Source organism: Mesorhizobium sp. M8A.F.Ca.ET.057.01.1.1, assembly GCF_003952565.1.
Taxonomy (GTDB): Bacteria; Pseudomonadota; Alphaproteobacteria; order Rhizobiales; family Rhizobiaceae; genus Mesorhizobium.
Genome location: NZ_CP034454.1, coordinates 769,116 through 789,747, shown reverse-complemented (window position 1 = coordinate 789,747; position 20,632 = coordinate 769,116). Strand labels below are relative to the sequence as shown.

Here is a 20,632-nt window from a genome sequence, read left to right as displayed (position 1 = left end):
GACGGCGGAAGTCGGGACTGGGCATTGGGGACTTGGGTGAGCAGCAAGGCGGAAGCAGTGCTGGGTCTGCCAGCCGAGGTCGCGCGGGCGGTGACGGACGAAGACCGGCTCGCCGTGCTGCGTGGGCTGGAGGTCATCGATTCGACGATCGACGTGGATTTCGACCGCATCAGCAACCTCGCCGCGGCCGTAATGCAGGCACCGATAGCGCTGGTCACGCTTGTCGATCTCGAGCGGCAATGGTTCAAGTCATGCTTTGGCCTCGACGAAACGGGAACAGCGACCGGAATCTCCTTCTGCGCCCACGCCATCGCCGCCGGTGACGGCCCCATGGTGGTGACAGATGCGACGGCGGATCCCCGCTTCAAGAACAACCCGCTGGTCACCGGCGAGCATCATGTGCGCTTCTACGCAGGCACGCCGATGCTCGTGGCCGGCGCCAGGATCGGCACGCTATGCGTGATGGATCGCAAACCCCATGCCTTTCCATCCAGCGCCGCACTGGACCAGTTGACGATGCTCGCCGGCCTCGCCGGCAGCCTGTTCACCCTGAAGGATGCAACCCGCAGCGGCGCGATCGCCGAGGCAGCGCTCGCTCGCGAGGAAAAGCGGCGCGCCATCGCGCTCGACGCGGCGTCGCTCGCCAGCTGGGCATGGGACATCCGCACGGACATGATCGAGTGCGACGTCAGGCTGTCCGAACTGTTCAATCTGCCGCGCTCGACGCGGTTGCGGGCGCGCGACATCCTGACCGCCATCGACCCGCGCGACGTCTATCAAACCGAAACGCGCTTTCGCGACGCCTTGACTGGCAGCGACGACTATTTCGGCGAATACCGGGTGAAAGGCTTTCATCCACCGCGATGGGTGGCCACGCGCGGCAGTGTCATCGAGCGCGATGGCGACGGCAAGCCGACGCTGATTTTCGGCGTCAACTACGACATCTCGGAACGCAAGCTCGGCGACGAACGGCAACGGCTGCTGCTCAGAGAGCTCAACCACCGCGTCAAGAACACGCTGGCAACTGTCCAGGCGCTGGCGACGCAGACCGTGCGCCATGCCCGCCAGCCGAGCGAATTCCTCGAAGCCTTCAGTGCGCGGCTTCAGGCCCTGGGCATTGCCCATGGTCTGCTGTCCGACCGCGAATGGCGCGGCATCGGCGTCCGCGAACTCGTCCAGATCGAGATCAGGCCCTTCGACAACGCCGACCAGCCGCGCTTGACGATCTCCGGCGCCGACCTGTTGCTGTCGCCTGATCAGGCCGTAGGCCTTGGGCTGATCCTGCATGAACTGGCCAGCAACGCGCTGCAATATGGATCGCTGTCGGTGGCATCAGGCAAGGTTGATCTCGGCTGGAAGGCGCAAGGCAGGAAGGGCAACCGGCGCCTCGTTCTGACCTGGCGCGAAAGCGGCGGTCCTGAAGTTGCCCCACCCGAGCGGCACGGCTTTGGCTCGATCCTCATCCGGCGCAGTCTGGCCAAGGTCATTTCGAGCGAAGTGACCCATGAATTCCGACCGGACGGGGTCTTCGCCGAAATATCGATGCCCCTGGAAGATCTGTCGGAGTGAGATGAAGCTGTCCAGATGCCGGCGAACTACCCTTCGCCGGCACCCGGATGATCTGTGTCCGACTTTACGTTCTCGCGGTAGATGGCATAGGCCGCCAGTGCCACGGCCGGACCAAGAATAACCCCTAGTCCGCCTTTTCCCTTGAGCAATGTCGGCAGCACGGCGAGCGCGGCCGTAATGCCGATCGCCCTCATGTCGGCCTTACGCCGCATTGCCTCACGGCGGACCCGAGCGCCCGACATCAGCCGGTGGATCAGAAGAACAAGGCCCGCGATCATCAGGAAGCCGATACCGAAACCAATCGCGGCAGCCAGCGATCCATACCGCACCGACGTCCAGATATAGGCTGCTCCAACCAGGAAGCCGAGGCCGCAGAATGCCGCCAACGCTGCAAGCGCATAGACAATGGCCGCCGTGCGCGCGCGCCGCACCGCAGCCATTGTTTCCCCCGAGGCAAAACCCGAGAGCAGGGAAGCCAGCAGTCCCATCTCGGCGGAACTAGCGACGCGCGAGCAGCGCGAACAGGAAGCCGACGCCCGCAGCGATTGCCAGCGACGTCACGGGCTTTTCGCGCACGCTTGCCACCATCTGCGCCTCGATATCCCTGGCGTTTCCGCGCAAGCTGTCGAAGGCAGCCTCACCTTGCGCGCGCAACTGCTCGACGCCTTCGGCCGCCGCCCGGCGCGCCGTGCCGTAGCCGTGTTCGCCAGTCTTGGCCAGCTGTTTGGTGAGCTTGTCGATATCGGCCTTCAACTGCCTGATGTCGGCTTCGAGATCCGGATTCGTCCGTGCTTCGTTGGCGGTCTTGCCTGCGGCGGTTGCCATTGCTTAACTCCTTGTGATTGCTCGATTTCAAACGCGCCGTGCGTCTCAAGGTTCCGATGCCTGGACAAACTAGCCGAAAACCCGGTCATGCGCACCCGATCCGCCGCCTGGCAAGAAGCGCTGCGTCAGATCAGCGGCCGGCGGCCCTCGCCCAGCCCCTCCCAGCCGGCGAGCTGCTTCAGCCCTTCATTGTCGACGACCCCGCAACCGCCGTCGCGCCAGACTATCAACTGGCGGTCCATCAGCTTGCGGATCGTCTTGTTGGTGTGAACCAGCGACAGCCCAAGCGTATCGGCGATGTGCTGCTGCGTGATCGGAATCTGGATGGACTGCTTGCCGTTCAGTCCGACGACCTTGGCGCGGCTGGCGATGAAGGCGATAAGATAGGCGGCGCGCTCGATTGCGCTGCGGCGGCCGAGACTGAGCAGGTTCTCGTCCAGCATGCGCTCTTCGCGCGACGCGATCCAGGTGATGTCGTAGGCGAGACCCGGATGGTTGCGGTAGAGTTCTTGCAGGTTATCGCGTTCGAACACGCAAAGCAGCATCGGCGACAGGGCCTCGACGGAATGCTGCATCTCCCCCATGACGCTGCCTTGCAGGCCGATGAGATCGCCAGGCACGAGGTAATTGAGGATCTGTCGACGGCCGTCCTGCAACAGCTTGTAGCGGAACGCCCAGCCGGACAGCACGGTGTAGAGGTGGGCGCTGTGGCTTCCTTCCACGAGAACAGTGGCACCTTTGTCGACCGCGAGCTCGCCCTTCTTGAATTTACTGATGAAGGCCAGCTCCGGTTTCTCGAATTCCCGGAACACCTGCAAGGGCCGTAATGGGCATTGCTCGCAGGGATATTGCCGGCTTGAAAAAGAGCGCCCGATCTGGCTTGGCATTTCGACCCCCCGTTGCGAAAGTCTGCCGGTCGGCAGGCCAGTTTCACGCGTTTGCCCGAGATCGGTTTTTCGTCGCCGGCGCATGTCTTTTTTAAATGACAACACACCAAATTGCGATCATGACTCGCGGCGTTTCAAGGAGCAATTGCCTGTGCCCCCATTACTTGACGGATTGCGCATTCTTGTCCTGGAGGATGAATTCCTCATAGCCATGGATGTCGAGCAACTCTGCCGTGACCACGGTGCGGGCGAGGTGGTGGTTGCCCGCGATCTGGCCGAGATCGACGGCCGCAAGGTCGCGACGCATTTCGACGCCGCCATTGTCGATCTGATGCTGGGCGGCACTTCGACCCTCGAATTCGCCGCTGGCCTGCGTGAAACCGGCGTCCCGTTCGTGTTTGCGTCCGGCTATTCCGATGCGGACGAGATCAAGGCATCCTTTCCTGGGGTGAGGCTGGTCACCAAGCCCTATTCGGGCGAAGACCTCATCGAAGCGGTGGCGCTGGCCTACGGTCGCGGCTCCCCTGGCTGAGACTGACGCGACGACACTCGAATTGCCGTGATGCGTCCCGCATTCAATGCCCCGCCGTCCCGGTGACCTGGGCGGAGATCGCATCGGGACCATACTCGTCCTCGCCGGAGATTTTCAGGATTTCCTGAAGGCGTGTGCGGGCCCTGCTGACGCGGCTCTTGATCGTTCCGACCGCGCAACCGCAGATTTCGGCGGCCTCCTCGTAGGAGAAGCCCGAAGCGCCGATCAGGATGATGGCTTCGCGCTGGTCCTCCGGCAATTGCTCGAGGGCGCCGCGAAAATCCTTGAGGTCGAGCTGGCCGTGCTGGGCCGGATGCACCGCAAGCCGGGCCGTCATGATGCCGTCGCTGTCCTGCACCTCGCGGCCGCGCTTGCGCATCTGCGAATAGAATTCGTTGCGCAGGATCGTGAAAAGCCATGCCTTGAGATTGGTACCAGGCTGGAAGCTCTCATGCTTGTCCCAGGCCTTGACCAGCGTTTCCTGGACCAGGTCATCGGCCTTGTCGGCATTCTGCGTCAGCGACACGGCAAAGGCCCGCAAGCTCGGGATTGCCCCAAGCAGATCGGTCTTGAAGCCTTGGGAGACCGCGCCCATGCTCTAGTCCTTCTTCTGTGCGGGTTCGGCCTGTTCCAGTTGTCTGAGCAACTGGGCGAAGCGATCCGGCACATTGTCGGAGACCAGCTCGTCGTAATATTGTTTGAGTTTGCGTCCGATTTCGGAATTCGGCCCCAGCGGGTCGCCGACACCGTTCCGGCGCCTGCCCGCGGCGCCAGCCAAAATATCTTTCGTCATATCCTTCATTTCGCCCTTATAGTCCCAGCGCCCAAGCCACTCATTACAACTCAACACAAGGCAAGCGGCATCCTCGTCTGGGTTGCCCATCCCGATACCAAACGCCGTTCCCGTCTTTTCGTTCCATATTGAGCGGAACTTTTTCGGAAAACCCGCGTTGTATTAGCGGGCTTGCGATCAGCTTGACCTGCAATGCGTGAAATCGCGTCATCTGAGGGAGACGTCTTACCATGAGTTTATCCGCTACCATCGCACCGCACCTGCCGTTTCTGCGCCGCTTTTCGCGTGCCGTCTCGGGATCGCAAGAGAGTGGCGACGCGCTGGTCGCCGCGATGCTCGAAGCCATCATCGCCGACGTCGAGATCTTTCCCGAGGCATCGAGTGACCGGATCGCCTTGTACAAGGTTTTCGCCAAGCTTTTCACATCGGTTGCCATCCGCGTCCCGCAGGAGCAGGCACAATCGGCCTGGGAACAGCGTGCGGCCGCCAATCTCAATGCCATCGCACCGCTTCCGCGCCAAGCCTTCCTGCTGGTGGCCGTCGAAGGTTTCAGCGAAGACGAGGCGGCCGAAATCCTCGACGTCGGCGACCAGCAATTCTCCGAGTTGCTTGCCCAGGCAAGCAACGAGATTTCCCGCCAGGTGGCGACCGACGTGCTGATCATCGAGGATGAACCTCTGATTGCGATGGATATAGAGGAGATGGTCGAGAGCCTCGGTCATCGGGTGGTGGGAACGGCGCGCACTCATGCCGAAGCGGTGACGATGTTCGGCAAGACCCGACCGAAGATGGTGCTGGCCGACATTCAGCTCGCCGACGGCAGCTCAGGCATCGAGGCCGTGAACGAAATCCTCTCCTCGACATCGGTACCGGTAATATTCATCACCGCCTTTCCCGAACGTCTCTTGACCGGAGAGCGCCCCGAACCCGCCTTCCTCGTGACCAAGCCGTTCAATCCCGACATGGTGAAGGCGCTGATCAGCCAGGCGCTGTTCTTCGATCGGCAGGCCAAGGCTGCCGCATAGATCGCGGCCCTCCGGAAGTCGGACAAGGCAAAAAAGGCCGCCGGATGCGCCCCCATCCAGCGGTTTTTTGACAACCGGATCGGCCATTGCGGAATTTCTAGCGGAACGATTTGCAAGCCCCGTCTTTTTCGGCGAATGGTGGAACAAACCGCATCCACCCACGTTTTTGTCGCATCATTCGAAGGAGATGAACCATGCTGTACTGGGCGCTCGTATTTCTCGTCGTGGCGATTATTGCCGGCGCGCTTGGTTTCGGCGGCATCGCCGGCACCTCCGCCGGAATCGCGCAGATATTGTTCTTTATCTTCCTCGCTTTCCTGGTCATTTCGCTTCTGGCCGGCCTGTTCAGGAGGGCATGAGCCTAGCGACTCATCAGGCGAACACTGGAAGCCGCACCCCTCAAACGGTTTCCAGCCACCGCCGGGCGGAGTCCTTCAGTGGACACCGTCCGGCGGACCGCTTTTAGGGGAACCCATTCGACAGTGAGCCGTTCAGCCTTGGGTGGACAGATTGATCGATGCGCTCCAGGACTTCAGATAGAACGGAAGGCGCACGGAGCGATGAAGTCATCGCCATGCATCCGGCCGAAAGTGGCATGCAGCTTGGCCGGGCCCTTCTTCACGCGCTGCACAATGCCGGCATTTCCGTCCTTTACCAGGATCGCGAGATGAAGACCGTATGGGCCCGCAACATGCGAGCGCCCTGGGCCTCCGAGGATGCCGACGGGAACGGCATCCTGCAGACGGCGCAGGCCGATCGCATCAGCGCCGCTAGGCACGATGTGGTCGCGACCGGTGATCCTCAGCGCCTTGAAATCAGTGTTCCGGTCGAGAATGGCGTCCGCTGGTTTCAGATTTGGGTCGATGCCGACCGAGGCGACGATGGCGATGTACAAGGCGTCGTCACCACCATGGTCGAGACGACCGAGCAGAAGCGGCGCGAACAGACATTGACAACGCTGCTGCGTGAAGTCAGCCACCGCTCGAAAAACCTGCTGGCGATCATCCAGAGCATCGCGACCCAGACCGGTCGTTATTCCGAAGGCGTCGGCGACTTCCTGACGCGCTTCCGGGGTCGTCTGCAGTCGCTGGCGTCCTCCCAGGATCTGGTGACATCCTCCAACTGGCGAGGGGCAGCCCTTCATGAGCTGGTGGCGAGCCAGGTCGGCCGCTACGGAGCAAACCCATCGCACAGCCTGCGCTTCCGTGGCGCCAATCCCTACCTCAATCCCAACGCCGCGCTGCATATCGGCCTGGCGATGCACGAACTCGCCGTCAATTCGGTCAGCTACGGCGCCCTGTCCCGGCCGAACGGTTTCGTCGAGGTCACCGCCGACCTCGACGCCGCCGCCACGGGGGAAGTAGCCCTGTCCTTGACGTGGGCCGAAACGATAGGAACCAGCAGCGATGGAGGCGGTCAAAAGCGATTCGGCAGCGTCGCTTTGGAGCGGGTGGTGCCAGCATCCCTGAACGGAACCGCGGACCTCGATATCAGCGGCGGCCACCTCGAATATCGCCTTGTCGTTCCGCACAGCAATTTCGAGACGCAGTGAGAGCCTCGACAAGCAGCGATTCTTAACCGGCTATTCACCATAAGGGCGGATGCTGTTTTTTCCCGGATCCCGCCGGAACCTGCCCGCCGTCGGACATTGTTTGCAGGCTTTGCAACGCGAGGCGGGAGGATGTCTTGACAGTCGCCGATATGAATAGGCTGGAACAAGCCGCACGTATTTCGATGGCGAATTTCTGGAAGCCGAACCCACCGTGGAACACCCCCTGAAGCAGATATGGGTTTGATGAAGGGGCTCCTTCTTGCCTTGGCCGCGATAATGTTGCTGGCCGTTGTCTGGCAGCTGACCTGACTTAGGTCCTGCTCTCCAGGAGAGCCTCTGTTGTCATCCAAGCATTCGCGTAACTCCCCCGGGAAGGACAGGAACTTTTTGACGATGTTGGCCGTTATTGCGGCCAGAGGAACATCTGTCATGGAACACATAGCCGCGTTGTTACTGGTGATCGGTTGCTCGAACTCGATGGCCGAATGCCGGGAATTGCAGGTCCCAGTCAGTGTTTTTGCAACCGCCGACGAATGCACCGCTGAGCGCCCCTTCGCGATGGGCGACGTACAGGGACAGGCGCAGCATATCGTCGCCAAATGCCTCGCGGTCGACCCCGCGCTGGAGGACGACTACGATCAGATTGCCTGGAAGGTGCGGCCAGACGGTAGCCTTGACGCTTCGTTGGTGATTTCCAACCTCGTCATGGCATCGAACACGATCCGCCCAGAAAAAGACCACCTTAGCCAACAATAAATTTGCAGCAGCAAAGGCCATCGTTTCGTGCTAAATGGCGGTTGGAGCTTACTAAAGTGTGGACACAAGTGAGGAGTGACTCTATGCGGAAAATACTTATTGCCATGGTTGCGGTGGTTGCCGTCAGCGGCTGCACCACGACTGAGCAGGACGTCGTCGGCGGCGGCTTGATCGGCGCGGGCGTAGGCGGATTGGTCGGCGGCGGCAAGGGCGCGCTGATCGGCGCGGCCGTCGGTGCCGGGTCCGGCCTGCTGGTTCGCAACCTGCGCAACGGCTACTGCCAGTATCGCGATCATCGCGGCCGGATCTACACGGCCCGCTGCAACTAATTCAGCGATCGAAGCATTTCCAGGAGCTGTTCGGCGATTCCATGAAACGCTGAACCGCTCCGATGGAATACAGATCCGGGGGCCATATCCGGCCTCCGGATTTTCTTGGCGTGTCGATCCGCCGCTTCTCGTGACCGGCAGGATTTTAGCCGACCAACGGAATTCTGATTTCCACCTTCAGGCCGTCAGCCTGGAAATCGCGCTTGATCGTGCCGCGCAATTCGCGCGTGACGTTGAGGTCGATCAGTTTGGTGCCGAATCCGGTCACGGCCGGCGCCTCGACCCTGTCTTTCCCAACTTCCCGCCAGTTCAGCGCCAGCATCCGCTCGCGCCCACGCCCTTCCAGCGACCAGTCCACCTTCAGCGCCCAATCTCCCTTGGAAGAATTGGCGGAATTGCCGGCTTCACCATATTTCAGCGCATTGGTGGCGAGTTCATGAAAGGTCAGGCCAAGCGCCTGCGTCGTGGTTTCATCGAGCAGCACCTCCGGACCTGACAGGAGACCCGCCGGCAGTTCCTTGCCGAACACCTGGCCGAGCTCGATGCGCAGCAGATCGGCAAGGTCGGCTTTCTGCCAACGCGAGCGCGTCAACATATCCTGCGAGGCGGCCATCGCCTGCAGCCTGGCCGAGAAGGAAGCGGAGAACTCGTTGACGTCGGTTGCCCGCGACGCCGTCTGCCGCGCGATCGCCAGCACCCTGGTGATCGAGTTCTTGATGCGATGCTTCATCTCCTGCAGCATCAGGTCCTTTTCGAGCAGGCTCTTTTCCGTTGTCTCGTGCAAGGCCGATACCGCGTCATAGGCCCGCTCCTGATAGCGCGCTACCAGCGCGATGGCGCCGGCCAGGAGCAGGCCGAATAGTCCGAGCATGACGGGGATGGCGCGCGACGAGGGTTGCGAGAAAGCACTGGTCGGCCTGAACAAAACGGTCCAAGGGCGCCCCGCCACGGTCATCTTGCGGGTGACCAGCAGGCGGTCTCCCACGGATGAAGCCGGTGGCGTCTCCGAGCGGAACAACAGATTGTCGCCGTTCACCGCTCCGTCGTAAATCTCTGTGTTGACCGGCAGCAGCGGCGCCCGGCTCAGCGCGATCTGGAACAGATCCCGGGCCCGGAAAGCGGCATAGAGAAAGCCGGCGGTCGAGGATCGCGATGCGTTGATGACCTCCGGCGCCGTTTCTACGTTGAGCCGCACGAAGACCAGGAAGCCGGTGAAGGTCTGCGCGGCGCCCGTGCCCTGGCCGAGCTGGACCAGCCCGCTTGCATGCTGCTGGTCGTCGGCCATCGCCTTTTCGATCGCCGCGCGCCGCACCGGCTCGCTGAACATGTCGTAGCCGATGCTGGCCTGGTTGGACGGATCCAGCGGCTCGAAAAGTACTATCGGCGTACGCCAGGGCTGCGTCGTATCCGGATAGACGGGATGGCTGGCGCCGAAATCGTGGAGGATATCGCGCTCGACCGCGGCTTCGTCGCCCGTCTTGACCAGCCGCAGGAAGCCGATGCCGCGCAGGCCGGCGAAATTGCTGTCGACATCCAGCGCCTTGAAGAAGGCCTTGAACTCGCTCTGGGAAATATCGCCGTTGCGCGCGTCGAACAGGGCCTGTGTCGAGCGCAGCAGCGACAGATGCAGGTCGATGCGGCTCTCGATCCGGTTGAGGGCGTCATCAGCCGCCCCTTCGAACTTTATGCGGGCGGCCTCCTGCGTCGCGAAATAAGCGAACCCCGCCATGGTCATGCTGATCAATGCAACGGCAATGAACGCGACGATTGGAAAAAGCTTCTTCAACGGATGATGCGGTCCATGAGCAAAACAGGACCTTTATGGGCAAGTCGCCGGGCCAACACAATGGTCAGGCCAAGCCATCGTGATCACTGGCATATCACGACGGGCGTGCCCGAGGGCCTGGCCAGCCTGCGCGCCCGGCCTCAGGCGGCGATCCTCAGCGCCCCCGGCCCCGGTATGGCACCTGGAGGACATTTGCCCAGGATGATCATGCCCAGCACCTCGTCCTGGGTGACGTCCGTGGTGCGTGCCGTGCCGACCACCTGGCCGTTCTTCATCACGCAGACCCGGTCGGCAAGCTCGAACACGTCGTGGATGTCGTGGCTGATCAGGAAGATACCGATACCGTCGGACTTGAGCTGCCTGACCAGTTCGCCGACCTGTGCCGTTTCCTGGGGGCCGAGTGCCGCCGTCGGCTCGTCCATGATCAGGATACGGGCGTTGAACAGGATGGCGCGTGCGATCGCCACCGACTGCCGCTGTCCGCCTGACAGTTTGATCACCGGCTCCTTGAAGCGCTGGAAGCGGGGATTGAGCCGCCCCATCACCTTGCGCGCCTCGGCCTCCATGGCGACGTCGTCGAGCGTGCCCCAGGCGGTCATCAGCTCGCGGCCGAGGAACAGATTGGCGGCGGCATCGACATTGTCGGCCAGCGCCAGCGTCTGGTAGATCGTCTCGATGCCGTATTTCTTGGCGTCGCGCGGGTTGGAGATCGCTGCCTCCTCGCCATTGACGAAGATCTGGCCGGCATCGCGCTTGTAGGCACCGGACAGGATCTTGATCAGCGTCGACTTGCCGGCGCCGTTGTGGCCGAGCAGCGCCACGACCTCGCCGGGGAAAAGATCGATCGAGGCGTCGTCCACGGCACGGATCCCGCCGAAGGCGATCGAGATGTTGCGCATGTCGACCAGCGGCGTGCCCGTGGGGGCAGTTGCGGGAGCGGTTTCGTCAGCCATGATCATATCCCTAAACCCGCTTGCGATAGACGGTATCGAGCCACACCGCGATGACCAGCACGGCGCCGACGACGATGCTCTGCAGCGGCGAGTCGACACCGAGCAGCACCATGCCCGACTGCAGCGACTGCATCAGCAATGCGCCGAGCATGGCGCCGATGATCGTTCCCGAACCGCCGGCGAGCGACGTGCCGCCGATGACGGCCGCGGCAATGACGAGCAGCTCATCCAATGTGCCAAGCACATTGGTGGACGAGTTCTGCCGGGCCGACGAAATGGCGGCTGCGATCATGGCCAGCACGCCCATGATCATGAACACCTTCATGGTGATCCAGCGCGTGTTGATGCCGGCGAGATTGGCCGCTTCCGGATTGCCGCCGATGGCAAAGACATAACGGCCGAAACGGGTGCGGTTGGTGATGAAGGTCATGATCAGGCCGACGGCGACCGCCATCAGCACCGGTATCGCGATGCCGTGGGCGATGAACAGGCCGCCCTCGGGCACGGTGATGTTGTTGGCGGCCGCGTAGCGGTTCACGATGCCGATCGGCCACGGATAGGAGTTGGCCAGCCAGACCGCGCCCATGATGACTGCGCAGGTGACGGCGCCAAGCAGCGTCTCGGCCCAGATCGGCCGCAGCGGGAAACGGAAGCGTTTGCGCTGCACCCGCCCGTTGAACAGCGCGAACACGACGGCCAGGCAGGCGACGATGCCCACGACCCAACTCCAGGTGGCGCCGATCGATCCGGCCGGGCCGCCGCCCATCAGTTGGAAGGTGGCGTCGAGCGGTGCCACCGTCTGGCCTGACGTGACCCACCAGGCGGCGCCGCGCCAGACCAGCAGGCCGCCCAGCGTGACGATGAAAGCCGGCACTTCGAGATAGGCAATGACGAAGCCCTGGAAGGCGCCGATCAAAAGGCCGAGCGCCAGGCCGAGGACCAGAGCCAGGACCCAGATCCACGGGTTGCCGAGTTCAAGCCCCACGAACCGAACCAGGAAATGCACCTGCGCAAAACCCATGACCATGCCGATCAGGCCCTCGGCGGAACCGACGGACAGGTCGATGTTGCGCATGACGATGACCAGCACCATGCCACAGGCCATGATGGCGACCGCGGACGTCTGCACCGACAGGTTCCACAGATTGCGCGGCGTGAGAAACGTGCGGCTGTCGAAATCGAGCGGATTGACGCCAAGACGCAGGCTCGAAATCACATGCAGCGCGACCCAGATCAGCAGCAGGGCGCCGATCATGCCAAGCATGCGGGTGTCTATCTCGGTCGCCTTCAGGAACCGGGCGACTGCGCCGAGTTCCGAGGCGCGCGCGGTGTCGGCCTGCGGGTTGGACGTGGTATCGGTCATGATTTCCTCCAACCGGCTGGCCGTCTGAAGCGGATGCCGAAGCCAGCCTAGAAGCTATCCGCGCGATGCGGAAACACAAATCTTTTTGAGAAAACGCCGCGGCTTTGGGCCGCGGCGCCTTCATTTCTTCAAGCGGTCAAACTCAGTTGCAGGCCGCGACGCTGCCGGCGGCAACGCCCGCGCAGACTTCGTCCTTCTTGATCCAGCCGGCGTCGATGACGAGGTTGAGATTATCCTTGGTGATGGCGACCGGGGTCAGGAACAGCGACTTGACGGTGTTGCCGCCAGGCGTCGTGAAATCCTTCACGCCGGCGATGTCGGTCATCTTCTTGCCGTCGGCGAGCTGCGAGGCGATCTCGGCGGCGTTCTTGCCGAGTTCACGCGCGTCCTTCCACACCGACACGGTCTGGGTGCCGAGCGCGATGCGGTTGAGCGCTGCGTGGTCGCCGTCCTGGCCAGAGACTGGCACGGTGCCGGCGAGCCCCTGCGCCGTCAGCGCCGCGACGACGCCGCCGGCGGTGCCGTCATTGGCCGCGACCACCGCGTCGACCTTGTTGTCATTGGCGGTGAGGAACTGCTCCATGTTCTTCTGGGCGTTGGCGGGCAGCCAGCCGTCCGTATAGGCCTCGCCGACATTCTTGATCTTGCCCGAGTCGATGGCTTCCTTCAGCACTTCCATCGAGCCCGAGAACAGGAAGTCGGCATTCGGGTCGGCACCCGAGCCCTTGATGAAGACGTAGTTGCCTTCAGGCTTCACCTTGAACACTTCGCGGGCCTGCATGCGGCCGACTTCCTTGTTGTCGAAGGTCAGGTAGAAGACGTCCTTGTTCTCGATCAGGCGGTCATAGCCGACGACCGGAATGCCCTCGTCGAGCGCCTTCTGCACAGCCGGACCGATCGCCGAAGCATCCTGCGCCAGGATGATCAGCGAATTGGCGCCCTGCGAAATCAGGCTCTCGACATCGGTCAGCTGCTTGCCGGGATTGGACTGCGCATCGGCGGAAATGTACTTGTCGCCCGCGGCCTCGATTGCCTTCTTCATGGCGGCCTCGTCGGTCTTCCAGCGCTCTTCCTGGAAATTGGACCAGGAAACGCCGATGACCTTGTCCTTTGCCTGCGCGACCGACCCCAGCGTCAGCGACATGGCGACACCCGCCAGGATGGCGGCTGTGAATCTCTTCATGATATCCTCCCTGCGCCGCGTATGGCGCGACCAAACTGGCCCGAAGGCCGGCACAAAGGCTCTATTTTTTCGAGCCTCGAAAAAACACTGGTCCATCGCCGGAACACTGTCAACATCGATTCTGATGGATTTTGAGGTGCTGGAAACTTTTTTTCGAGCCTCGCAATAAATAAATGACAGCGCCAGCCGCTTCTGCCAGTATTTGACCCTGTTGCCGGAGGTATTCGAGGGGGATCAAGAACCGCGGCAACCGGGAGGAAAAGCATGTCGGTGGGAATCCGCCACGACGATCTGCGCCGGCGCAACCGCGCAATGGTGATTGCAGCGGTGCGTCGGGAGGGTCAGCCCTCGCGCACCGAGATCGCCGCCAGCACCGGCCTCAGCCACTCGACCATATCGGCGATATCCGCCGACCTGATCGGCGAGGGCATCCTGACCGAAGGCAAGCCGAACGAGGCCGGCTTACTCAAACGCGGCCGGCCGCAGGTTGGCCTCGGCCTCAACCCCGAGGCCGCGGCTGTGATGACCGTGGTGCTGTCGCTGAATTTCCTATCCGTCGCCGTCATCGATTATGCCGGCCAGGTGGTCGCCGAGGAACAGCGCCGGCTGGACACGCTGACCATGTCGCGCGAGGCGCTTATCGGCGAATGCACGGCAATAGTGCGCCGCCGCATCGAGGACCCCGATCTCGATGTCCGCAGTGTTGCCCGCATCGCGCTGGCGATCCAGGGCATCACCGACACCAAGGCGCGTGCCATGCTGTGGTCGCCGATCACGCCACAGACAGACATTGCCTTCGCCGACATACTCGAAGCCGAATTCGGCATCCCCGCCACGATGGAGAACGACTGCAACATGATGGCGGTGGCGCTGCGCTGGCGCGACCCCCAACGGTACCGCGACGACTTCATCGCCATCCTGCTCTCGCACGGCATTGGCATGGGCCTGGTGCTGAAGGGCGAGCTGTTCACCGGCACGCATTCATCGGGCGGCGAATTCGGCCACATGATCCATCGCCCGGGCGGCGCGCTCTGCCGCTGCGGGCGGCGCGGCTGCGTCGAGGCCTATGCCGGCAACTATGCCATCTGGCGTAATGCCAGGCAGCTTGGCGAGGACGCCGAACCGGTCGCCGATGTCAGCGACGCGCAGATGCGGACACTCGCCGCTACGGCAAGGGAGAAAGACGGACCGGAGCGCGAAGCCTATCGCAAGGCCGGCGAGGCGCTGGGCTATGGGCTGGGCAGTCTGTTTGCGCTGATCGACCCGGCGCCGGTCGCCATGGTCGGCGTCAGTGCCGCCGCCTTCGACCTGATCGAGCCGGCCTTGCGCGAGGCCATCGCCCAGACCGCCGGCGGCCAGCATTCGGAATCGATTTCCTTCGACACCGAGCCGAACGAACTGCCGCTCATCCGCGAAGGCTGCGCCATGCGCGCCTTGAGCTTCGTCGACCAGGAGATTTTCGCGCCGGGCGTGCAGGCGAGAGGCGGTGCTGGGAAGAGCATCGCCTGAGCTAACGCTCCGGTGAATCACCACCAATGCTGGAGGTTGGCCGAGCACCCTCAAGGTCGTCATCCCTGGGCGGAGCAGCCGCGAAGCGGCGTCGAGGAGACCCTGGGATCCATGCCGGGACCTCGATCGTAGAGTGCAACGGTGCAGAATTCCGCACTGCGGCGACGCGTCGAGGTCCCGGGATGGATCCTCGGGTCTGCGCCGCCCGTGGATGACGAAGTCAGGGGCGTAGCCGCCCTCGACCTAGTCTTCCCTGATCGCGTATCCAGCCCCGCGGATGGTGCGGATGACGTCGGGCATGCGGCCATTGTTGACCGCCTTGCGCAGCCGGCCGACATGCACGTCCACCGTGCGCTCGTCGATATAGATCGTCTCGCCCCAGACATTGTCGAGCAACTGGCTGCGCGAGAACACCCGGCCGGGATGGCGCATCATGAATTCCAGCAGCCGGAACTCGGTCGGCCCGAGCCGGATTTCGCTCTTCTTGCGATAGACCCGGTGCGATTCACGGTCGAGCACGATGTCGCCGACCTTGAGCACGCTGGACAGCACTTCCGGCTTGGCGCGGCGCAGCAACGCCTTGACCCGGGCCATGAATTCCGGCGTCGAGAACGGCTTGACCAGATAATCGTCGGCGCCGGTCGAGAGGCCGCGCACGCGGTCGCTCTCCTCGCCGCGCGCCGTCAGCATGATGATCGGCAGCCTCTCGGTCTCGGGCCGCATTCGCAGGCGCCGACAGAGTTCAATGCCGGAAACAGCCGGCACCATCCAGTCGAGCACCAGGAGGTCGGGCACGTTCTCCTGGAGGCGGATCTCGGCTTCGTCGCCGCGCGGCACCACCTCGACCTGGTAGCCTTCCGATTCCAGATTGTAGCGGAGGAGCACGCCGAGCGGCTCCTCGTCCTCCACCACCATGATGCGTGGCGCGATCATTGGCAGATCATCCTATCGTCAAGCCGCCGGCGCCGACATCGCCGTCTCGTCCTGCTTCGGACGGTTGGCGGGCAGTTGCGTTCCGGTCAGCACATAATACGCATTCTCGGCGATGTTGGTCACATGGTCGCCGATGCGTTCGAGATTCTTGGCGCAGAACAAGAGATGCGTGCAAGCCGTGATGTTGCGCGGATCCTCCATCATGTAGGTCAGCAGTTCGCGGAACACCGAGGTATATTTGACGTCGATGCGTTCGTCGTCATTCCTGAGCTTGGCGAGGGCGGCGGCATCGCCGGCCGCATATTCCTCGACCACGCCCTGCACCTGGATCAGCACCAGCTGCGCCATGGAGTCGATCGAGTGCGACAAGTCGCGCGGCGTGGCGGCGAGGCCGACGGAACCGACACGCTTGGCGATGTTCTTGGCAAGGTCGCCGATGCGCTCGAGGTCGCCCGCCATGCGGATCGAGCCGACGACATGACGCAGATCGTCGGCCATCGGCTGGCGCTTGGCGATCAGGGTGATGGCGCGGTCGTCGAGTTCGCGCTGGCGCGCATCCATGATGGCGTCGTCGGAGACGACGCGCTGTGCCAGCGCGTTGTCGGAATTCAGCAGAGCCTTGGTGGCACCGCCGACCATCGTGCCGGCGAGATCGCCCATGTCGCTGATAAGCCTGCTGATCTGTCCGAGATCCTCATCGAAGGCTGCGACTGTGTGTTCGGCCATGATCCTGGTCCTCGTATGCGTGATATCAGCCGAAGCGGCCGGTGATGTAGTCCTGCGTGCGCTTCTCGCGAGGCGACGTGAAGATCTTCTCGGTCTTGTCGAATTCGACCAGTTCGCCCAGATACATGAAAGCCGTCTGGCGCGACACGCGCGCCGCCTGCTGCATGTTGTGGGTGACGATGACGATCGTGTAGTCGGCCTGCAGCTCGTCGATCAGTTCCTCGATCTTGGCGGTCGACAGCGGATCGAGCGCCGAGGCCGGTTCGTCGAGCAGGATGACTTCCGGCTTCACCGCCACGGTGCGTGCGATGCAAAGACGCTGCTGCTGGCCGCCCGACAGGCTGAGGCCGCTGGCGTTGAGCTTGTCCTTGACCTCGGTCCACAATGCCGCGCGCTTCAGCGCCTGTTCGACACGGCCGTCCATCTCGGACTTGCTGATCTTCTCGTAGAGACGGACGCCGAAAGCGATGTTCTCGTAGATCGACATCGGGAACGGCGTCGGCTTCTGGAACACCATGCCGATCTTGGTGCGCAGGAGGTTGAGATCCTGCGAGCGGTCGAGGATGTTCTGGCCGTCGAGCAGCACCTGGCCGTCGGCGCTCTGCTTCGGGTAGAGCTCGTAGATGCGGTTGAAGACGCGCAGCAACGTCGACTTCCCGCAGCCCGACGGGCCGATGAAGGCGGTAACGCTGCGCTCGGGCAGCGACAGGCTGATATCCTTCAACGCCTTCGACTGGCCGTAGTAGAAGTTGAGGTTCTTGACCTCGATCTTGGCCTTATCCACGGCCACTTCGGGCGTGTTCAACTCGGTGGACAACATCGGTTTCATCTGTCCTCTCTGCGTCCGGTAAGGCTGCGGGCGAAAATGCTCAGGCCGAGAACCGTCAGGGTGATTATGAGTGCGCCGGTCCATGCCAGTTGCTGCCATTCCTCATAGGGACTGAGAGCGAACTGGAAGATGGTGACAGGCAGGCTGGCCATCGGCGCGTTGAGATTGCTCGACCAGAACTGGTTGTTGAGCGCGGTGAAGAGCAGCGGCGCCGTCTCGCCGGAGATGCGGGCGATGGCGAGCAATATGCCTGTGACAATGCCGGAAAGCGCTGCACGGTAAGCGACCGATTTGATGACCACCCAGCGCGGCGCGCCGATCGCGGTGCCGGCTTCACGCAGCGCGTTCGGCACCAGGTTGAGCATGTCCTCGGTGGTGCGCACCACGACCGGAATGACCAGGATGGCAAGCGCAACGGCGCCGGCAATGGCGGAGAAATGTCCCATCGGCCGCACCATCAACTCGTAGACGAACAGGCCGATGATGATCGATGGCGCCGACAACAGGATATCGTTGATGAAGCGCACGATGGTGGTAAGCTTGGAGAAGCGACCGTATTCGGCCATGTAGGTACCGGCGAGCACGCCGATCGGCGTGCCGACGATCACGGCGATGATCGTCATCACCACGCTGCCGTAGATGGCATTGAGCAGGCCGCCGGCGTCGCCGGGCGGAGGCGTCATTTCGGTGAACACAGCCAGCGAGACGCCGGACAGGCCCTTGTAGAGCAGCGCGCCGAGGATAAGCGCCAGCCAGGCGAGGCCAATGCCGGCGGCGACGACGCACAGCGCCATCATCACGCCATTCCTGCGCTTGCGGCTTTGGTGAAGCGATGCGGCTGTCGACATCGGTCAGGCTCCGGTGCGGGCGTCGATGCGCATCAGCATGTAGCGTGCGATGGCAAGGATGAGGAAGGTGATGACGAACAGGATCAGGCCGAGCGCCACCAGCGAGGACGTATAGAGATCGCCAACGGCTTCGGTGAATTCGTTGGCGATGGTCGCCGAGATCGTCGTGGCGGGCGCGAACAGCGAAGTCGAGATGCGGTGCGCGTTGCCGATGACGAAAGTGACGGCCATCGTTTCGCCGAGCGCACGGCCAAGGGCGAGCATGATGCCGCCCATGATTCCGATCCGGGTATAGGGAATGACCACGCGCCGCGTCACTTCCCAGGTCGTACAACCGATGCCGTAGGCCGACTCTTTCAACACCGACGGCACCGTGTCGAACACGTCCTTGGTGATCGAGGTGATGAAAGGCAGGATCATGATGGCGAGGATCATCGCCGAGGTGAGCAGGCCGATACCATAGGGGGGGCCGGCAAACAGGTTGTTAAGCCCGGGAACACCATGGAACAGCCAGATGATAAAGGGTTGCACCGTCGTCTGCAGGAACGGTGCCAGCACGAACAGGCCCCAGATGCCGTAGATGATCGAGGGGATGCCGGCGAGCAATTCGACCGCCATGCCAATCGGGCGCCGCAATGGGCGCGGGCAAAGTTCGGTGAGAAAGATCGCGATGCCAATGCCGAGCGGCACGGCAATCAGGATGGCGATGGCGGATGTAATGATGGTGCCGTAGATGGGCGCCAGCGCACCGAATTTCTCGGTCACCGGGTTCCAGCTTTCCGTGGTCAGAAAGGAGAAGCCGAAGGTCGAGAGCGCTTGCCAGGAACCGGCAAACAACGAGATGGCGACACCGCCAAGCAGGACCAGCACCAGGATCGCGGCGGCACGGGTCGCCGCATGGAAGATCGTGTCCGTCAACGCGAAACGTCTGACGATGGCATCGCGCGAGCCCTTGATGGCTGGCAAGGCTTCCTGAACAGCACTCATGGCAAGCTCGGCTCTTTGTGTTGAGAAAAAGGAGCGCCGCTTAAAGCGGCGCTCCTTCGGATGATATTACTCGCCAGCGTAGACCGGCTTGCCGCCGGCCTGGATGTCGGCCTTCCACGAAGCCTTGATCAGGTCGACGACGCTGTCGGGGATCGACACGTAGTCGAGCGCCTTGGCGGTTTCCTTGCCGTCCTTGTAGGCCCAGGCAAAGAACTTCAGCGCTTCGCCGGTGGCGGCGGCATCGTCCGGAGCCTTGTGGATCAGCACCCAGGTCGAGGCGGCGATCGGCCAGGTGGCGTCGCCGGGCTCGTTGGTGATGATGACGTTGAAGTTCTTGGCAGTCTTGAAGTCGGCATTCGAAGCGGCGGCGCCGAAGGATTCGAGCGACGGCTCGACGACCTTGCCGGCTGCATTCAGCATCTTGGAGTAAGACAGCTTGTTCTGCTTGGCATAGGCATATTCGACGTAGCCGATGCCGCCGTCGGTCTGCTTGACGGTGTTGGCAACGCCTTCGCTGCCCTTGGCGCCGACGCCGGTCGGCCATTCGACGGCCGTGTCCGAACCAACCTTGTCCTTCCAGTCGGGCGAAAGCTTCACGAGGTAGTCGGTGAAGTTGAAGGTCGTGCCCGAGCCGTCCGAACGATGCACGACGGCGATCGCGGTCGACGGCAGGGTGAGCGAGGGGTTCAGCGCCTTGATCGCGGCGTCGTCCCAGGTGGTGATGGCGCCGAGATAGATCTGGGCCAGCGTCTTGCCGTCGAGGACGAGTTCGCCCGGCTTGATGCCCGTGAGGTTGACGATCGGCACGATGCCGCCCATCACCATCGGGAACTGCACGAGGCCGTTCTTTTCCAGATCGGCATCGGACATCGGCTTGTCGGTGGCGCCGAAGGTCACGGTCTTGGCGATGACCTGCTTGATGCCACCGCCCGAGCCGATCGACTGATAGTTCAAGCCGATGCCGGTGTCCTTCTTGTAGGTGTCGGCCCATTTGGCGAACACCGGATAGATGAAGGTCGAGCCGGCGCCGGAAAGGTCAGCTGCCATTGCTGCGGAAAGGGTGAGGGTGGACGCCGCAGCCATTGCAATCGCAACGGCCGCCGAGCGGATGAAATGTCTCATGTGGCCTGCTCCTGTTCGGAAGATGGTCTCTCGGCGCCATTTCCTCCGGCGCCCGCTGAGGCCAATAGCCCTGGATTATAACAGTCGCATGACAGTTTCGTGTCAGCCCGGTAACGCGTCGCCCG

General features: G+C 62.7%; 23 protein-coding genes. 8 read left to right on the top strand and 15 right to left on the bottom strand.

What is annotated here, in order from left to right; all coding sequences use genetic code 11:
* Nucleotides 1–36 precede the first annotated feature (36 nt).
* Nucleotides 37–1,569, top strand: a complete 1,533-nt coding sequence (locus EJ077_RS03635) for a sensor histidine kinase (protein WP_245458626.1) — start codon at nt 37–39, stop codon at nt 1,567–1,569.
* 26 nt (nt 1,570–1,595) lie between these two features.
* Here the strand turns inward: EJ077_RS03635 and EJ077_RS03630 are convergent, their stop codons facing one another.
* The 3 genes from EJ077_RS03630 to EJ077_RS03620 all read right to left on the bottom strand — a co-directional run bounded on the left by EJ077_RS03630 (nt 1,596) and on the right by EJ077_RS03620 (nt 3,281).
* Entirely contained in the window at nt 1,596–2,057 is a 462-nt protein-coding gene (locus EJ077_RS03630) for a hypothetical protein (protein WP_208699674.1), read from the bottom strand.
* A gap of 10 nt (nt 2,058–2,067) precedes the next feature.
* Nucleotides 2,068–2,394, bottom strand: a complete 327-nt coding sequence (locus EJ077_RS03625; protein ID WP_208699672.1) for a DUF883 family protein — start codon at nt 2,392–2,394, stop codon at nt 2,068–2,070.
* A gap of 125 nt (nt 2,395–2,519) precedes the next feature.
* Nucleotides 2,520–3,281: a Crp/Fnr family transcriptional regulator gene (locus tag EJ077_RS03620; RefSeq protein ID WP_208699670.1), complete on the bottom strand. Its 762-nt coding sequence runs from the start codon at nt 3,279–3,281 to the stop codon at nt 2,520–2,522.
* Nucleotides 3,282–3,432: 151 nt separating this feature from the next.
* Between EJ077_RS03620 and EJ077_RS03615 the strand changes: the two genes are divergently transcribed.
* Nucleotides 3,433–3,813 carry a response regulator gene (locus EJ077_RS03615; RefSeq protein ID WP_245458625.1) on the top strand — a complete coding sequence of 127 codons (381 nt, stop codon included), beginning with the start codon at nt 3,433–3,435 and terminating at the stop codon, nt 3,811–3,813.
* A 43-nt stretch (nt 3,814–3,856) separates the two neighbouring features.
* Here EJ077_RS03615 and EJ077_RS03610 read toward each other — a convergent pair whose 3' ends face one another.
* Both EJ077_RS03610 and EJ077_RS03605 read right to left on the bottom strand, forming a co-directional pair.
* Nucleotides 3,857–4,408, bottom strand: a complete 552-nt coding sequence (locus EJ077_RS03610) for a sigma-70 family RNA polymerase sigma factor (RefSeq protein ID WP_208699668.1) — start codon at nt 4,406–4,408, stop codon at nt 3,857–3,859.
* A gap of 3 nt (nt 4,409–4,411) precedes the next feature.
* Complete coding sequence (locus tag EJ077_RS03605) at nt 4,412–4,615, bottom strand: NepR family anti-sigma factor (protein ID WP_140755009.1); 204 nt, start codon at nt 4,613–4,615, stop codon at nt 4,412–4,414.
* A 221-nt stretch (nt 4,616–4,836) separates the two neighbouring features.
* Between EJ077_RS03605 and EJ077_RS03600 the strand changes: the two genes are divergently transcribed.
* From EJ077_RS03600 to EJ077_RS03580, 5 genes are all read left to right on the top strand, one after another.
* Nucleotides 4,837–5,631: a response regulator gene (locus EJ077_RS03600; protein WP_208699666.1), complete on the top strand. Its 795-nt coding sequence runs from the start codon at nt 4,837–4,839 to the stop codon at nt 5,629–5,631.
* Between the two features lie 194 nt (nt 5,632–5,825).
* Nucleotides 5,826–5,990 carry a DUF1328 domain-containing protein gene (locus EJ077_RS03595; RefSeq protein WP_010911886.1) on the top strand — a complete coding sequence of 55 codons (165 nt, stop codon included), beginning with the start codon at nt 5,826–5,828 and terminating at the stop codon, nt 5,988–5,990.
* Between the two features lie 158 nt (nt 5,991–6,148).
* The gene (locus EJ077_RS03590) at nt 6,149–7,183 is read left to right on the top strand and encodes a sensor histidine kinase (RefSeq protein ID WP_208699664.1); all 1,035 of its coding nucleotides are present in this window, start codon (nt 6,149–6,151) and stop codon (nt 7,181–7,183) included.
* A 429-nt stretch (nt 7,184–7,612) separates the two neighbouring features.
* Nucleotides 7,613–7,939 (top strand): hypothetical protein, encoded by a 327-nt coding sequence (locus EJ077_RS03585; RefSeq protein ID WP_135863092.1) that lies wholly within the window; start codon nt 7,613–7,615, stop codon nt 7,937–7,939.
* A gap of 83 nt (nt 7,940–8,022) precedes the next feature.
* Entirely contained in the window at nt 8,023–8,268 is a 246-nt protein-coding gene (locus EJ077_RS03580; protein ID WP_027141909.1) for a YMGG-like glycine zipper-containing protein, read from the top strand.
* Nucleotides 8,269–8,413: 145 nt separating this feature from the next.
* On the opposite strand, the gene EJ077_RS03575 is transcribed toward EJ077_RS03580, so the two are convergent.
* The 4 genes from EJ077_RS03575 to xylF all read right to left on the bottom strand — a co-directional run bounded on the left by EJ077_RS03575 (nt 8,414) and on the right by xylF (nt 13,553).
* On the bottom strand, nt 8,414–10,054 hold the full coding sequence (locus EJ077_RS03575; RefSeq protein WP_208699662.1) for a CHASE domain-containing protein: 1,641 nt from the start codon (nt 10,052–10,054) through the stop codon (nt 8,414–8,416).
* A gap of 140 nt (nt 10,055–10,194) precedes the next feature.
* Nucleotides 10,195–11,007 (bottom strand): ATP-binding cassette domain-containing protein, encoded by an 813-nt coding sequence (locus EJ077_RS03570; RefSeq protein WP_208699660.1) that lies wholly within the window; start codon nt 11,005–11,007, stop codon nt 10,195–10,197.
* Nucleotides 11,008–11,017: 10 nt separating this feature from the next.
* Nucleotides 11,018–12,370: a sugar ABC transporter permease gene (locus EJ077_RS03565; protein ID WP_208699658.1), complete on the bottom strand. Its 1,353-nt coding sequence runs from the start codon at nt 12,368–12,370 to the stop codon at nt 11,018–11,020.
* Nucleotides 12,371–12,512: 142 nt separating this feature from the next.
* Nucleotides 12,513–13,553, bottom strand: a complete 1,041-nt coding sequence (gene xylF / locus EJ077_RS03560) for a D-xylose ABC transporter substrate-binding protein (RefSeq protein ID WP_208699656.1) — start codon at nt 13,551–13,553, stop codon at nt 12,513–12,515.
* A 264-nt stretch (nt 13,554–13,817) separates the two neighbouring features.
* Here xylF and EJ077_RS03555 point away from each other — a divergent pair, with 264 nt between their 5' ends.
* Nucleotides 13,818–15,062, top strand: coding sequence for an ROK family protein (locus tag EJ077_RS03555; RefSeq protein ID WP_208699654.1), 1,245 nt, complete (start codon nt 13,818–13,820; stop codon nt 15,060–15,062).
* A 243-nt stretch (nt 15,063–15,305) separates the two neighbouring features.
* On the opposite strand, the gene phoB is transcribed toward EJ077_RS03555, so the two are convergent.
* From phoB to pstS, 6 genes are all read right to left on the bottom strand, one after another.
* Entirely contained in the window at nt 15,306–15,995 is a 690-nt protein-coding gene (gene phoB / locus EJ077_RS03550) for a phosphate regulon transcriptional regulator PhoB (RefSeq protein WP_032917568.1), read from the bottom strand.
* Between the two features lie 18 nt (nt 15,996–16,013).
* A complete protein-coding gene (phoU, locus tag EJ077_RS03545; RefSeq protein ID WP_208699652.1) occupies nt 16,014–16,721 on the bottom strand; it encodes a phosphate signaling complex protein PhoU in 708 nt (235 codons plus the stop codon).
* Between the two features lie 25 nt (nt 16,722–16,746).
* Nucleotides 16,747–17,550 carry a phosphate ABC transporter ATP-binding protein PstB gene (pstB, locus tag EJ077_RS03540; RefSeq protein ID WP_127277554.1) on the bottom strand — a complete coding sequence of 268 codons (804 nt, stop codon included), beginning with the start codon at nt 17,548–17,550 and terminating at the stop codon, nt 16,747–16,749.
* Nucleotides 17,547–18,398 carry a phosphate ABC transporter permease PstA gene (pstA, locus tag EJ077_RS03535; protein ID WP_208699650.1) on the bottom strand — a complete coding sequence of 284 codons (852 nt, stop codon included), beginning with the start codon at nt 18,396–18,398 and terminating at the stop codon, nt 17,547–17,549. Before pstA ends, pstB begins: the two co-directional genes overlap by 4 nt.
* Nucleotides 18,399–18,401: 3 nt before the next feature.
* Entirely contained in the window at nt 18,402–19,385 is a 984-nt protein-coding gene (gene pstC / locus EJ077_RS03530) for a phosphate ABC transporter permease subunit PstC (RefSeq protein WP_208699648.1), read from the bottom strand.
* A 66-nt stretch (nt 19,386–19,451) separates the two neighbouring features.
* Nucleotides 19,452–20,507 (bottom strand): phosphate ABC transporter substrate-binding protein PstS, encoded by a 1,056-nt coding sequence (gene pstS, locus EJ077_RS03525; RefSeq protein WP_127277560.1) that lies wholly within the window; start codon nt 20,505–20,507, stop codon nt 19,452–19,454.
* Between the last annotated feature and the right edge of the window lie 125 nt (nt 20,508–20,632).